Raw genomic sequence first — 14606 nt, 5'->3', positions numbered from 1 at the left:
TTAATGGTAATCCGACTTTATCCGAAGAGGATTGGGATGTGGGGGTGAAATAAGTTGCTGAAGCAGCGCTTAGGAGGGGGTTAGAATAGGTTTCATAGAAAAATCAGGGGGCGTTGTTGGAGGCGATCGTCAAGGTTCCAGATATCGGGCGATCGCCTCTCTATTTCTGGCAAAATAATCCATAAAATATAGCATTTCTGATGTCTCTAAAATGTAGCCCTCACCGCAAACCCCTCTCCCTGTTTAATAACCAGTTAACCAAGTACAATCTGCTGGAGTCTCATGGGGGATATGTCTGTGCTGAATGCAAAACTAATTTAGACAAAACCATGTTTCCAGAAGCGGTTGCGACTAACCGGGATTTTACAATAGCCGTCCCGAGTTCAATGAGGCACTTAGACTAAGAGCCGTGTGAAGGGAAACTTTTATGCAGGGTTCTGAATGGGAGGGGATGGAGATGACTTCATTTTCGACCCCCAATAAGGCATAATACCTCATCAATATCCCATTTTCAAGATTGTGGTTATGCCTGATCCTATTTCGCTCTTGCGCCGTGCTAAACGGAAAACCTTGGATCAACTGCGCTCGTGGTTAGATCACTCTCCTCCAGGAGCTAGTGGTCCCTCTGGATTAGCACGAGACTGGATTAGTTATGAAGATTATTGTCAACAAGAGGGGAGATGGCATCTTGTTTATCCAAGTTTGTCTTGCGACTGGAAGCGGTCCAGGACTCATAATTGGGGTAAACAGTCCTTTGATTTTACTAAGAATCTGCGATCGCAGATCCCGGAAACAGGAGTCATTGAAATCCCCAAAGGTCAGGTGATGGATATTCAGGGTTATACCTTCACCAGCAAAAATTTATTTCTCCCTGACCTATCCTATCATCGCAATCGACTGGAGTATGCTAATTTACCTCGTCAAAAATACCCTATTGAACCCGTTACTGGAACTTGTTTATCCTTAATGACTAATGCCTCCAATAATTACTGCCATTTTTTGTTAGACTCCTTACCCCGTCTGCACCTATTTGAGAAGGCTGGATTTAGTTTGGAGCAGGTAGATTGGATTTTAGTTCATAAACCCATGTCAGAAAACGCTTGGAATATTTTTAGACAACTGGGAATTGATGAGTCTAAATGTATTTGGTCTGAGCGTCAACGCGGAATCCAACCTGATCTTTTAATTGCCACAACTCACCCCGGCTTACAGGCACATTATCCTCGCTGGGTTGTAGATTTTATGCAGCAGCGTATTAGACTCAAGCCGAGTCAGCCTCAACGTCGTTTGTACATACCGCGTCAAACAGGGACTCGCAAGATTGCGAATGAGGCAGAACTCTATCCTCTGCTCATAGAATATGGCTTTGAATTATACAATCTAGATGAAGAACCCAATCAACCTCAAGTGTTTCATGAGGCGGCTATTATTGTTGCACCTCATGGAGCGGCTCTTACAAATCTGGTCTTCTGTCAACCCGGAACAAAGGTCTTAGAATTGATGTCCCTTGGGCATTTAAGACCCTATTTTTTTGCCCTATGTCAGGTGAGCGGTTTGGAGCATCACTACCTTGTGGGTCCCACAACACAGCCACTGCCGAAAAATCCAGGTTTATGTAAGTTTGACTTTACAGTTAATCTATCTTTGCTCCGTAAAGCTTTAGCTTATTTGGTGCAATAAAACCCCTCTAGCATTTGGAACTAAAGGGGTGACAAGAATGCTATAAACTTAATGGGATAAGGAACTTAGCTTTTAAGATCCGTAGGGTGGGCCGGTTGCCTCAATTCCTATGGTCAATCACTGATTTTCTGCACAGGCTCACCTTACCCCTACCCCTATAAAAGCGAATAATTTTAACAAGATTAGGGTAATTTTTTGTTCACGGTTCTAAGTCCCAAGCCTTCAGTCCGGAGGGAGTATGTCAAACTGGAGAGAGTCACCCCTTGAGCAAACCCAACTAATGATTGCCATTCCCCACCATATCAGCCCCGACGACTACCTGGCCCTCGATCGCCAAAACCCGATACGTCACGAATACCGACGGGGTTTGGTTTACGCTATGGCAGGGGGTAGCGATCGCCATTCACGGATTGCAATAAACCTCCTGAGTCTGCTCAATGTTCATCTCGACGATAGCGCCTGTCGTCTCTACAATGGTGATGTCAAAGTCAATTACAAAGATGAGTTTTATTACTACCCCGATGCTTTCGTGACCTGTGACCCGCGCGATCGCCAAGACCGCTACATTAAACGTTACCCCAAATTCATCGCCGAAGTGCTTTCAAGCAGTACCGAAGCTTTTGATCGGGACCTCAAATTCAGCGACTACCAAAACCTCGACAGCCTGGAAGAATATGTGCTAATTTCCCCAGATACCCAGCGCGTTGAATGCCGTCGCCGCATCGCTGCCGATACTTGGGAAACTACGATTTATGAGGCAGGCGATCGCATCACCCTCACCAGCCTTGACCTTGAATTTCCCAGCGATCGGCTCTATCGCGGTCTGGATTAACCCCCTCTATCACCCCTGCTATTGTAGCAGCGCTATCAGGGCTATCTCGGCTGTGTTTAGACAGATATCCTGTCATTCATTAACTAGATTATCATCATTTAGCATCAGCATAATAGTTTGGTATAAGGGGTGAAGCTCAACCTGAATAATATCCCACACTATTTGAGGATTAACTATAAAATAAGTATGGGCAATTACATCCCTTAACCCGGCCACCTGTCGCCAGGGAATTTCGGGATATTGCTGCCTCAGAGAATCGGGAATCTGTTTAGTCGCCTCCCCAATAATCAGCAAATTATGAACCACCGCATCTAAGGTTTTGGGGTCTCCAACAAAGTCGGAATAATCCATTCCCTCTATTTAATCTTTTATTTTATCAATGCAAATACAAATATCCTGCAAATATAGCCCTAGCTCACGAGACATAGACCACCTCTCTTAAAATTCTGTCTCGAATCTGAGCCTTAATATCTCCCTGAATAACCAAATCCACCTTCCGTCCGAATAAATCCTCTAAGAAAAACTTTAAATCCATATAGTTTCGGAACGTGGGTGTCCCCTCAAACTCAACCAAAACATCTAAATCACTACTATCGGTCATTTCTCCGCGAACAAAAGAACCAAAAATACCCAAAGATTTAACACCGTAGGTTAACTGAACTTGAGGAAGATACTGTTTTAATACCCCATACACTTCCCCAAAATTACAATCATTTAAACCATTAAGTTCTACCATGACTAAACCCCCCTCTCTTGATAGCTCAGGCAAGCTAAGATATCTTCTTGAGTAAGATAGGGAAAGTCATCTAGGATTTCTGGGTAGGTCATGCCAGAGGCTAAATAAGACAGCACATCATAAACGGTGATTCGCATTCCACGAATACAGGGTTTACCACTGCGTTTGCCCGGTTCTAGGGTGATGCGATCGCCATAGTTCATGGTTTGGACCTCTGTTTCAATTTTTTCAATGATTAATGACTTTGATTTTGCCGGTAACGACATCGTTTCAAGGCAATAACCCATGTACTCATTATGGCTGGCGATGGGCAAGTTTGCGATCGGCCTGCGGGGTCTAACCGCCGCGATGAAATTCCAGATAGAGTTCATCCCGCCACACTGAGAGAGTCGCTGGTACTTGGGTTTCCACCCCATGCAGATAATCCGTTGCCGAGGAAAACGCCAACCGGGGGAAGTGGAGCCACCGCCATAGTCGCCCACCCCTGGCAACCACATGCGATCGGTCCAACCCATCTCATTCTGCCAATCCGCTTCGAGAATCGGGGAACCGCCACAATGAGGGTCCCCAAGTCAACGAGTAAGCCCCAGGGTAAATAGACTCTGAAGCCGAAGCACCACATTGCCGGTTAAGATAGAGAGACAGTTGGCATCTGTCTGTATGAGTGAAACCGTCTACATTGAAACTAGCATCTTAGGCTATCTGACTGCTCGACCAAGCAGGGACCTTGTTGTGGCTGCCAATATTGAGATCACAAGGGAGTGGTGGGATACACGCCGCAGTGATTTTCAACTCTACTCCTCACAAGCAGTTGTGCAAGAAACCTCACAAGGCGATGCTCAAATGGCATCTGAAAGACTGGAAATCATCCGAGATCTTGTCTTACTTGCTCTCGATCAATCTGTGTTTGATTTAGCACAACGGTTTTTGGGCCGCAGTAGTCTTCCGGCAAAAGCTGATGTTGATGCGATTCATATTGCAGCCGCGACGATTCACGGTATGGATTATCTGCTGACATGGAATTGCAAACACATAGCGAATGCCCAAATTCAAAGAAAGTTAGCAGAGATCAGCCTGGATTTTGGGTATGAGTTACCCATTCTTTGTACACCCTATGAACTTCTCGGATATTAATGATGTATCAAGACCCAATTGTAGAAGAAATTCACAGAATTCGCGAAGAGTATTCACGGTCGTTCAACCACGACTTGAAAGCTCTTTTCGCTGATTTGCAAAAGCAGCAAGCTGAGAGTGTCCGAAAAGTTGTGAACTTATCGCGCCAGCGTGGCCTAACAACACCGGGGAATCCGGATCCGGGTTTAAAATTTTGAGAGTTCGACCGTCAACACTACCAGCAAATAGCTCATGGACAGACGTTTTTGGAAAAAAATGGTCGGAGACCAATTCAACAACAAATATCACCTCGTCAAATTCATCGATTCCGGAACGTTTGGCGGCGTTTTCCTCGCCAATGAAATGATTGCGGACCATTTGATTCGACAAGTGGCCCTGAAAATTTTTCTGGTTGATACTTCTCAACTCGACTCGCAAATTGCCAAATTACGCCTCGCTATCCGGCTCAAACATCCTCATTTATTAGATTGTTACAGTTTCAATACCTTCGCCAATTTAATGGTCAGTGGCTTCATGGGAATGTTGATGGATACAGCCCAGACTGGATAAGCGTTTCAAAATCTGACCCAATAAAACTGGGTCAGGTTTTTCCTTAAGCAGTTTTATCGTTTCTTCTGCATAACGGTACCCTCTAAATTGACTTTTGAGATCCAGAACACTGCACAGAGGCCCCTGCTGGGTGACCTTTAACAGATAATGGGATAAATTCACCATAAAAAAGGAAAGATTGGCGGAATTAGTCACCCCGGTCTCCTTAATATTCATAAAGTCTTCTAGTCCCCAAAATTGTTTGGCATCTCTAAAGTTAAATTCTATTTGAAATCGCAGTCGATAATAGTCAATTATTGTTTCACAACTTAAATTCTCATCGCTGGAGAATAAAATGACATGGCTTTGGCTTGAAGTCCGCTGGTTGGTTTTGACTATAATCACGACATTCAAAGATTGGGCAAATTCTTTGTGCAGAAGAGTGGCTTGATAAATCTCCGTGGTGATTTTGTTTTTGTCCGTTGTCTTTTTTTTCAAATACTTGGCAGGAATTTGACCAACCTGAAGCCTGGGTCCATACTTGGCCTTAGTTTTTTCTTTTGAATTAGAGGGTTTGTAAGGAAAAAATAAAGCGGAGTCTTGGCGCAATTTAGAAATTAAATGAAGCTTTAATTGACGAGCCATTTGCAAGGCGTTATTATTACCGAAATGCCCGTCTAGCAATAAATACGTCAAAGGGAGAAATTGATTTGTACAACCCAGCAATCGCGCAATTGCTGCCTTGATTCGCAATAACTCTGGAGTAAAAGTTACTTGTGTTTTGTCTTTATTTTTGCTCCCCGGGGGTCGGCCTCCTTTGTTTTTAACTAGAGCTTTATCGCCCTTATCCTGAAGGGTACTTTCATCAGGAGAGCATGACTTAGAATTTTTCGCTGATTTTTTCTCCGGGGATTTAGCCTGCTTTCTCTCTAAAGCTGCTGCCTTTTCTTCGGGAGTTTTTAGGGTTTGTTCGATGTGAATGGGGAAGGATTTTCTCTGTTGAACACTAACTAAAGACAAAGCAAAGAAAGATAACCCCGGCACTGGCTTGCCGTATAAGCTGGAAAAAAATCGGTCAAGACCGTGAGTTTCTTTTCCAGCTTTGGTGACAACCACTTCATCGCCAGCAAGCAAATAAATGTCATCTTTATTGAACAAATGCTCCCGAAAAAATACCCACAACATTGTCGCCCAAGGTAAAACCGTGTAAAAGAATCGTTGTACCGTGCGATAACTGCCCCCCATTTGGGTCCAGCGAGAAATCCCCAACATGGTCACTCGGCCCTCCATTGCCAGTATGGAAGAAGCAATCCGGCTTAATTGACGCACACTTGTGGTCCCTATGACTGGACTGAGGCATTGTAAAAGTGGTAAGATGTCTTTCATGGGCTAATGTAGGTCTCATTTGTGGTTGTGGTAAACAACAAGTGTACTACGTTGGCCCTCCCTTTTTTTGGCGAAGGTATTGAGTTTAGAACTCGGTTTTGAAGACGATGCCGACGAAGACGAAAAATATTTGGGGTTGGCGATGGAACTGGCCGAAGATTCCTTGAGACAGTATTTGGAAAACCGCCAGACGTTACCGCAGGAAGAAGTTCGGAATATCGTCATTCAAATCGCATCGTTATTGGTGTTTATCCAGAGTCGAAATATTGTCCATCATAACCTCAAACCGCCGAATATTTTAAAGGTGCGTCAGGTGTGGAAAGTGGCAGATTTTGGCCTTTCTCGGATGTTGACCCAAGGAACTTCCACCAAAACCAGTCCAAGTCAGCAAATCGGGGCATTCGCTTATCAACCCCCAGAGTCTTATCAGGGTGAAATTCATCCGGCGTGGGATGTCTGGTCCCTAGGAATTCTGCTTCAGGAAATGTTGACGGGGACGCATCCCTTTGCGGCGACAACAATTCCGGAATTGATGATGAAAGTAATGACGCAGGAACCTGAGTTTCCCCAGGGGTTGAGTCGTGAATTTGTAGACATTCTCAATGGGTGTTTGGCGAAAAATCCAAGGCAACGCTGGACCGCTCAACAGGTTCTCGATGCAGTTCAACCGAGTTCCTCAAACCGTGGAAATACTCTACAGAGTATTGAGGGTCTAGACCTGTCTTCGGAACGTCCGGGAATTAACTATTATAAACTGCGGGATTTATTGGCGGCGAAGCAGTGGGAGGAAGCTGACCTGGAAACGGCGAAGCGAATGTGGGAAGTGATGGGAAGATCTGATAAGGAATGGTTGCGAAGTGAAGATATCGAGCGGTTTCCCTGTAAGGATTTGAAGATTATCGATAAGCTGTGGGTCCACTACAGCCAGGGTAAATATGGCTTTAGCGTGCAGAAGAAAATTTGGTTGGAATGTGGGAGTCCGACATTTCCGATATTTGACAATGATAACTGGGAACGATTCTGTGACCGAGTTGGGTGGAGTTCTGCTCCCGAGTGGATTGATGTGGACGAAGCGTTGTCCCCGTCCCTCCCATTCATGTCCTATATAGGGTATGGGGAGGGGTGGCCATATAGGGTGTCGCTCGCGCTTCTCGCGCGCGGAGACTTGTAGACTGTAACAAATAAAGGCTTCATTCCGCAACAAATTTCTATTGTTGAACCCTCTATACACGGATATTACCGACAGAATAGGTGTTCCCTTGAATTCGTTACCTGGTACCCTTCTTATTCAGGAAACAAAGAAGCCGCCCAAGCCGGATTAAAGCAATTCTCTAACACAAATTACGGCGATAGTTCTGACACAACTTCCGATACGCTGCCGCACAGAGTTCCAACGTCCTCCCCAAACAGGGATCAGGCTTTCTATGGGGTTTTACCGAAAAGGGGTACTTATCTTGTTCCCCCCAAAAAAACCCAGTCTGTCATCCAGACTGGGTTCTCTAACTTGTATCAAGACGAGATAAATTTAATCCAACTTATCTCCCCTCAAAAATTGCATCTCCTCAAGACTAAGCACGAGGATAAGGCACAACATTCTCGCCAAAATAGCGATTGTATTCCGCACCTTCTACCAATGCCGTCACGGCTGCGGCTAAACCGCTTTCAGTCAGTAATTGCTCAGACTCAGCCACTTCAGGGGTTGCGGGAGTGCGACCCAAGAGGTGACGGCAGAGTAATTCAGCCGCTTTTAAACTCGGATAAGGCTTGACAAACCGAGCTTCGTAGGCTTCAGAACTTGCCAACTGACCTACAAACTCACGAACTGAGATTTCACCGCGAATCAGTTGTGCTTCGGCGTGATTCAGGCGGAATTCTACGGGAATTTCTTCACTGTAGATATCCATCACCTGACGATAGATGGCATCGATCGCACTTTCCATCTCATCCGCACCCATCTGCTCAGTTACGCGATAAATCCGCGCTACTTTGCTCGCCGTAGACCGTTGCGGCATCACCCCACTCACGGACCGTCCCACTTGTACCACATCCAATTTATGCGCCGCTTGGGATGCCATAGCACTTGCCATTAGCGGGCCTTTGGTCGGGTCCATCGTGGAGTTGACCGGATCAAAACTTGGTACTACCAAGTCTTTATTCTGCTTCGTCAACTGGTTATACAGCTTCTCCGTATTGGGGAAGTTCGCCGCAGGCAGGGTGGGGAAGCGACGATAAGGAACCGTATCCTCATTAAACGCTTGCAGATACTCCATACTGTTGACCATTGCCGAGATAAATCCTCGGATCCCTTGGGTCGCCAGAATTTGGTTATACTTGCGAATTTCCTGCTGATTCAACGGTGCACGACCTAAGAAATGCTTGGTTCCTAGTTCGATCACCTTGGTGTTCGGATAGGGAGTATAGAATTCCTTGACATACAGCTTGGAATTCCCCAGTCCTTCAATAAACTCCTTAACGGTGATTTCGCCGTTCCGCAGTTTGCTTTCGATCGCGCTGAACTCGTTCTTGATCACATAAGGATTCAAGTCGCGCTCGAAGATTTGGCGGTAAGCGGCTTGAATGACCGCTTGAGCTTCCACCGGAGTGCGGTTGGTGAGCTTGAACACTTTGGTTTGTTCGCGGCGCTTGCCAACCCCTTGGCCGATGCGGTTTTCGATTTCTGGGATAGAGCGATCGGGAACGGTCCCCAGTTCGATAAAGCGCGAGGGTTCCTCTTTCTCAACCTTGAGGTTCTTGTCGCCGATCGTACCAACCCGCAGCGATCGCAGGGATTGACCACCCGGAGTCAGATAGCGCTCATAAGGAATCGTATCTTCCCCAAAGGCTTCCTCGTACTCCTTACTATCGATAAGCGCATCAATCAAAGCATAGAAGCCTTTCTTGGAGCAAATATCAAAGTAAGCATTCATTTCTTGACGTCCGTAGGTCGGGCGACCTAACAAACGGCGGTGAATGTATTCGATCGCCTTACAAACATAAAGCGAACTCCAGTACAGATTTCGGAACACATCCGACTTCGCCAGAGCCCGGATAAACTCGCGCAGCGTAATATCCCCGTTTTCCAGCTTGATTTCGTCTAACTTCAGGCGTTGAGCATCATAGACATCCCGGCCAAACACTTGGCGATAGGCTGCCGTAATCACCCGTTGAGTCGAACTCTCCGAGTATTTGACACTCACCCCTTGCACGGGTTTGACCCCGCCGCGCTTACCATACTGTTTCTGTCCACTGGGGATTTGATCCAGCTTGATCGCCTTCGCACCCAGAGAACCCGGAGACATCCCCCGCGCTGCTGGATTGCTCAGTTGGTTGTTGATGCCAGGACCGCGATGAATCAGAATCCGGCGTGCATCTTTTCCAAACGGTGCCGGACGGTTTTTCGGATTGCGGGTTTCTTTCGGGAAGATCGCCCCAAACTGGATTTCCAGGGGGTCATTCCCCACACCATAAGGGTGCTGATCCGGCAGAGGCCGATTGTAGTCCGCAAACAGGGTGATAAATTGCGGAACTTTGCGGAACGGTGCACTGTAATTAAACAGGTCAAACTGAGGTCCCCAGTTCCGGCACTCTTGGGCTTCTTGGCCCAAACCGCGCAGGTAAGGTACCGTCTCCTCGCCGAAATAATCAGAATATTCCTGAGAATCGACTAAGGCATTCACCAGTGCTGATAAACCGCCTTGGGAAACGATCGCAAAGTATTTGTTAAACTCCTCGCGAGAACTCAGAGCACGTCCGAGGAAATGACGGTGCGCCAATTCCACCACACGGCTGTTGACAAACTTTTCATAAAACTGCTGCCGATACAGGGGTGACAGACCCAAGCGCCGGATAAACTCTTTCATCGAGATGGTCCCGTTCTTCACCTGAGATTCCAGGTAAGAGACGCTCAAGCTGTAGGCGCGAGTAATATCCCGCTCAAAAACTTGCCGATAGGCTGCTTTGATCACCTCTTCTTTTTCCGAGGACGAAAGTCCCGTCTTCATGACGAACTTCTGACGACGTTCGGAAGCGAGGAAGTAAATTTGCGGCAGTTGCAAGCCTTGTTTGTCACTGCTGCCGGTTTGACGGACTTTATCCGAAGGCGTCGGCGCTTTGAATTCGGTAATCAAAACGTCGAAATATTCGCCGATCAGGGTCCGGCTGGCTTCATCCTGCTTGAAGTAGCCTAAAGATGCTGCCTTCATTTCCTGCAATGCCACCAGGGTTGCGGAAGAAGAACAGGCTCTTTCAATGATTTCCCGCAAACCGCGCACGTTCACGGAAATGATGTTCGGGTCTCCAGCGACCATTGCGTAGGTCAGGTAACGCAGGAACCAGCTCAAATCCCGCAGGGATTTGGTCATGTTTCCAGGACCGTACCGAGCAATGTTAATCGGTTGGAATCCGGCGGGGGTGGGGCCGCTAGATGAACTGAAAATGTTCCGCAAGCCTTCTAAGAACCCACCTTTGCTTTCCACGTATGTGGTGGTTCCCAGCATCATGCCCTGTTTGACGTCTTGATTCGCACCGATGGGGGCTTTAATCACCATCGGTTCTTTTGGTCTTTCCAAGAACGCCATCGGCGATCCACCCGTGAAAATCCGGTTGGCGGCACGGGATACGATCAGTTCTGAATTTTTGGTCAGAACTTCAGCAATCTCCAGCCGTTTGGTTCCAGATTGGAAAAATGTCTGGAGTTCGGTCAGTTCGCTTTTTCCCGGAAAGCGGTCTTGTTGTTCCGCTTGGGAAATGGTCGCAACGGGGACGGTTTGATAGAGTTGCGGACGCGCAACTGAGCTTCCACCACTTGCCTTTACAGTCATCTGATTTCAAAAGCTCCCAATAGAATTATCATTTTGTGGCATCAATGGGTTTAGATGCCGCTTTAAATTGCCACACTGAGTCAGGATGAAGGATTGACGTCGATAAGGTTGTCCTTAATGTTGGCTTCCTCCCTTCGGCTTTCCCATGTCCTTTCACCCACTATCGGGGGTTTACTTTGACATAGTTTTTAGCTTAAAACGATTCGGTATCACCCCCTCTTATGTTAAGAATTATGTAGAACTTTGACCCAGTGGCTATCGTGCCATCATATTGGATCGCGGCACCTAACTGAGAAAAAAGATAAGTTTTGTTACGTTCTGAATTGTGAACTATAAATTGGTAATTTCAAACCTGTGATTTGTTGCGGGTTAGGGGGCTTGGCGATCGCCCTTGCCCCAGTTGTGTTTCTGTCCATCATCTATCCATCATCTTGCGATTATGCCGAACTCTGAAGAGATTACTGCTGCGGTTAGACAACTTTATGATACTTATCCGTTTCCCCCGGAAGTCCTCCTCGATGAACCGCCTCCGGGGTACAATTGGCGCTGGACTTGGCCTGCGGCTTATGCCTTCTGCACTGGGCGCAAACCCGCAACTCAGGCGGTGCGGATTTTGGATGCGGGATGCGGGACGGGTGTAGGAACGGAATATTTGGTGCATTTGAACCCGGAGGCGCAGATTACGGGGATTGATTTAAGCGGGGGGGCCTTAGAGGTAGCCCGCGATCGCTGTCGGCGTTCTGGGGCCTCTCGGGTGGAGTTCCATCATCTCAGTATTTATGACGTCGCGCAACTGGAAGGGGAATTTGACCACATTAATTGTGTGGGGGTCTTGCATCACCTCCCGGATCCGATTCGCGGGATTCAGGCATTGGCGAAGAAGTTGGCCCCTGGGGGAATTATGCATATTTTTGTGTATGCGGAGTTAGGACGCTGGGAAATTCAACTCATGCAACAGGCGATCGGGCTGCTGCAAGGGGAGAAATCCGGCGACTATCAAGAAGGGGTGAAAATCGGGCGGAAAGTGTTTGCGGCATTACCGGAAAATAACCGTTTGGTCAAGCGGGAAAAAGAACGGTGGGCGATGGAAAATCACCGGGATGCCAATTTTGCTGATATGTATCTCCATCCCCAAGAGATTGACTATAACATCGATACCTTGTTTGAGTTGATTGATGCGTCGGGGTTGGAGTTTTTAGGGTTTTCCAATCCAGACTATTGGAATATTGAGCGGTTGTTGGGACAGGATACAGAGTTGATGGCAGAGGCGCAAAAGTTAGGCGATCGGGCCCGATATCGACTGATTGAACTCCTAGATCCAGAAATCACTCACTATGAGTTTTTCCTCGCCCGTCCTCCCCTAGTTAAAATGGACTGGGAGAATGAGCAAGCCTTGTTAAAAGCCATTCCCGAAGTGAGCCTCTGTTTACAAGGATGGCCCTCACAACATTTATTTGATTACAACTATCAACTCGTCACCTTATCGGAGGATGAGTTTGACTTCATGAAAGGCTGTGATGCCAATTCCCAGGAAGGGGAGGGAATGAAAACTGTTGGAGAGATTTTAGCAGGAGGGAAGTTGGATTTAGAGGGAGTGAGAAGTCTGCAAAAACGGCAACTGATTTTACTGAGTCCCGCAGGCTAAAGCCTGGGGCTATACAAACAAAGCCCGCCTGCGCGGGCTAATCCGGTCCCCTCTCCTTGGCAAGGAGAGGGTTAGGGTGAGGTTCTTCCCACGGCCCCGGTAGCGACAAGGCTGATGAGGGCTACACGAACAAAGCCCGCCTGCGCGGGCTATCATAAAAAAATAGCTTTTAAAAAAGTAGATTGGGGCATGATTGCTGGCTACTCTAAGGAGTATTAGTAATTTCCACAATCATTTCTCCTTGGCGTAACTGCTCTAACGCATCCGGCAAAGTAGCCATTAACAATTGTCGCAAGCTGCGATTAGTGACATTGCCACAAGTTAGCCACAAAATTTGAGGAGGCGAGCCTAAACGACATACCAAGTCGATGAAATCACTATCTTTTGTCATAATTACCACATTTTCGGCTCTTGCGGCTTCAAAAATTTCCATATCTTGAGCATCCCGAAGCCCTAAATCCCGCAATGCACTCGCTTCCAAACCCAAGGTTTTTGTCAGCCAATTTGCCAGAGTGGGCGGCAGTTGAGCATCGATCCAAATCTTCATGCCGTTAGTCTAGGAAAATCAGTGCGTCTTGCAGCAAATAGCAGACACGCTTGAATATCTGCGAGTTCCAAATCCGGAAAATCTTCTAAAACTTCAGTAATGCTAACATTTTCCGCTAACATTTCTAAAATATCGGTAACTCGAATTCGCATCCCTCTAATACAGGGACGACCTCCACATTGACCCGGAGTTTGAGTAATCCGGTTTAGCAAGTCATTCGTTAAGTTCATAATCCGTTTTTGTGCTTAATCAGTCATTAGGTTCTGGGATTAATTAGAGCATAGCATCACCCACTCAACCTTTGAACCTTTAAAAAACCCGGGTTTAGAGATTTTGATAGAAACCCGGTTTCCGAATCCAAGCCAAGAGACTATTGCTGGGCTTCCATATACGATCGCAGTAAACGATTAATCTCCGTCTGATAACTCTGACCTTGAGATTTAAACCACTCCAAAACATCACTATCAATGTTTAAAGTGACTTGAGTTTTCGTCTGAGAATTAGGTGAACCTCGCCTCACTACTGCCTTAGCAACCATTTCGGACGTAATTTCTGGACAATCAGAAAAATCTATTTCTTCATCAGTCATCCGATCTAGGCGGTTCCAGTCAGTTTGAGAGTTGCTCGAAGTAAATTTGTTGTTCATATTTAGTAGCTTTTCTCGCAGAAATAATCCGAATACATTCTTCTCTTTCTGTATGGACAACAGCGACCACTCGCCCTTGCAACAAACCAAAAGTCACAAATCTCTGCTCTCCATAATTGAATCGGTCATCTTCAAACGTTACGATATTTCCATCAAAAATAATGGAAACATCAATAAAATCAATGCCATGTTTACGGAGGTTCGTAAGACGCTTAGTTTCATCCCATTCAAATTCCATGCCTTGACTGTTACTACATATTGTAATTAAATTTTGCCAAAAATTCATATTAACAGAATCAAAGGCCGAAGTTTCCACCCCTGCTGCAAAGATGACCGAGGGTGAATATGCGATCGCCCTCATACCCTGACTCAGTGATGACTACCGCAATTTCTGGCAACTGCTCGCGATTGGGTGACAACTATCCTGACCGTGGTTGAACAATTTGAAAGGATAGGGGGCGATTCTCGTTCCCAGACGCTTCGCGATCGCAACAAACTCCTGTGAGACAAAACCTCTCCCAAAGGCTTTCCGCCCAATCAGCCGAATTTGATATCCGCCATTGAAACCTGGTTAGGAGAGATTTAAGCAGCCACCAAGAAACCCGGTTTCCAAACCCTCACCCCAAGTTCTCAAATTCGCTAAAATATAAGC

Annotated in this window: 15 protein-coding genes and 2 pseudogenes; 7 read left to right on the top strand and 10 right to left on the bottom strand. The window is 46.5% G+C overall.

The window, feature by feature from the left end; translation table 11 throughout:
- Positions 1-200: 200 nt before the first annotated feature.
- From NG792_RS14705 to NG792_RS14695, 3 genes are all read left to right on the top strand, one after another.
- The gene (locus tag NG792_RS14705) at positions 201-404 is read left to right on the top strand and encodes a Bpu10I family restriction endonuclease (RefSeq protein WP_261198411.1); all 204 of its coding nucleotides are present in this window, start codon (positions 201-203) and stop codon (positions 402-404) included.
- 121 nt (positions 405-525) lie between these two features.
- Positions 526-1680, top strand: a complete 1155-nt coding sequence (locus NG792_RS14700; RefSeq protein WP_261235866.1) for a glycosyltransferase family 61 protein — start codon at positions 526-528, stop codon at positions 1678-1680.
- A gap of 280 nt (positions 1681-1960) precedes the next feature.
- Positions 1961-2512: a Uma2 family endonuclease gene (locus tag NG792_RS14695; RefSeq protein ID WP_261198426.1), complete on the top strand. Its 552-nt coding sequence runs from the start codon at positions 1961-1963 to the stop codon at positions 2510-2512.
- 72 nt (positions 2513-2584) lie between these two features.
- Here NG792_RS14695 and NG792_RS14690 read toward each other — a convergent pair whose 3' ends face one another.
- From NG792_RS14690 to NG792_RS14680, 3 genes are all read right to left on the bottom strand, one after another.
- The gene (locus NG792_RS14690; RefSeq protein WP_261235865.1) at positions 2585-2863 is read right to left on the bottom strand and encodes a HepT-like ribonuclease domain-containing protein; all 279 of its coding nucleotides are present in this window, start codon (positions 2861-2863) and stop codon (positions 2585-2587) included.
- Positions 2864-2927: 64 nt separating this feature from the next.
- Positions 2928-3248 carry a nucleotidyltransferase family protein gene (locus NG792_RS14685; protein WP_261235864.1) on the bottom strand — a complete coding sequence of 107 codons (321 nt, stop codon included), beginning with the start codon at positions 3246-3248 and terminating at the stop codon, positions 2928-2930.
- A gap of 2 nt (positions 3249-3250) precedes the next feature.
- Positions 3251-3451 carry a DUF433 domain-containing protein gene (locus NG792_RS14680; RefSeq protein ID WP_261235878.1) on the bottom strand — a complete coding sequence of 67 codons (201 nt, stop codon included), beginning with the start codon at positions 3449-3451 and terminating at the stop codon, positions 3251-3253.
- Between the two features lie 457 nt (positions 3452-3908).
- Between NG792_RS14680 and NG792_RS14675 the strand changes: the two genes are divergently transcribed.
- A complete protein-coding gene (locus tag NG792_RS14675) occupies positions 3909-4382 on the top strand; it encodes a type II toxin-antitoxin system VapC family toxin (RefSeq protein ID WP_261198407.1) in 474 nt (157 codons plus the stop codon).
- A gap of 231 nt (positions 4383-4613) precedes the next feature.
- Entirely contained in the window at positions 4614-4931 is a 318-nt protein-coding gene (locus NG792_RS14665) for a protein kinase family protein (RefSeq protein ID WP_261235863.1), read from the top strand.
- Here NG792_RS14665 and NG792_RS14660 read toward each other — a convergent pair.
- Entirely contained in the window at positions 4878-6296 is a 1419-nt protein-coding gene (locus tag NG792_RS14660) for a transposase (protein ID WP_261235862.1), read from the bottom strand. The genes NG792_RS14665 and NG792_RS14660 overlap by 54 nt on opposite strands.
- Positions 6297-6375: 79 nt before the next feature.
- Here NG792_RS14660 and NG792_RS14655 point away from each other — a divergent pair, with 79 nt between their 5' ends.
- Positions 6376-7467 carry a serine/threonine-protein kinase gene (locus tag NG792_RS14655; RefSeq protein WP_261235861.1) on the top strand — a complete coding sequence of 364 codons (1092 nt, stop codon included), beginning with the start codon at positions 6376-6378 and terminating at the stop codon, positions 7465-7467.
- Positions 7468-7864: 397 nt separating this feature from the next.
- Here NG792_RS14655 and NG792_RS29170 read toward each other — a convergent pair.
- Both NG792_RS29170 and NG792_RS14650 read right to left on the bottom strand, forming a co-directional pair.
- Positions 7865-8233, bottom strand: a pseudogene (locus tag NG792_RS29170) (phycobilisome rod-core linker polypeptide); the annotation flags it as partial.
- 183 nt (positions 8234-8416) lie between these two features.
- Positions 8417-11116: pseudogene (locus NG792_RS14650) on the bottom strand (phycobilisome rod-core linker polypeptide); the annotation flags it as partial.
- 439 nt (positions 11117-11555) lie between these two features.
- Between NG792_RS14650 and NG792_RS14645 the strand changes: the two are divergent.
- On the top strand, positions 11556-12761 hold the full coding sequence (locus NG792_RS14645) for a class I SAM-dependent methyltransferase (RefSeq protein ID WP_261235859.1): 1206 nt from the start codon (positions 11556-11558) through the stop codon (positions 12759-12761).
- A gap of 205 nt (positions 12762-12966) precedes the next feature.
- On the opposite strand, the gene NG792_RS14640 is transcribed toward NG792_RS14645, so the two are convergent.
- From NG792_RS14640 to NG792_RS14625, 4 genes are all read right to left on the bottom strand, one after another.
- The gene (locus NG792_RS14640) at positions 12967-13308 is read right to left on the bottom strand and encodes a DUF5615 family PIN-like protein (RefSeq protein WP_261235858.1); all 342 of its coding nucleotides are present in this window, start codon (positions 13306-13308) and stop codon (positions 12967-12969) included.
- Positions 13305-13538, bottom strand: coding sequence for a DUF433 domain-containing protein (locus NG792_RS14635; RefSeq protein ID WP_261198402.1), 234 nt, complete (start codon positions 13536-13538; stop codon positions 13305-13307). The genes NG792_RS14640 and NG792_RS14635 overlap by 4 nt, the downstream gene beginning before the upstream one ends.
- 140 nt (positions 13539-13678) lie before the next feature.
- Entirely contained in the window at positions 13679-13897 is a 219-nt protein-coding gene (locus NG792_RS14630) for a BrnA antitoxin family protein (RefSeq protein ID WP_261235857.1), read from the bottom strand.
- 19 nt (positions 13898-13916) lie between these two features.
- Positions 13917-14315 carry a BrnT family toxin gene (locus tag NG792_RS14625; RefSeq protein WP_261198400.1) on the bottom strand — a complete coding sequence of 133 codons (399 nt, stop codon included), beginning with the start codon at positions 14313-14315 and terminating at the stop codon, positions 13917-13919.
- Between the last annotated feature and the right edge of the window lie 291 nt (positions 14316-14606).

The organism is Laspinema olomoucense D3b (genome assembly GCF_025370785.1).
Lineage (GTDB): Bacteria > Cyanobacteriota > Cyanobacteriia > Cyanobacteriales > Laspinemataceae > Laspinema > Laspinema olomoucense.
Note: the sequence above shows the minus strand (reverse complement) of the source record. Positions and strands in the feature narration are given on the sequence as shown.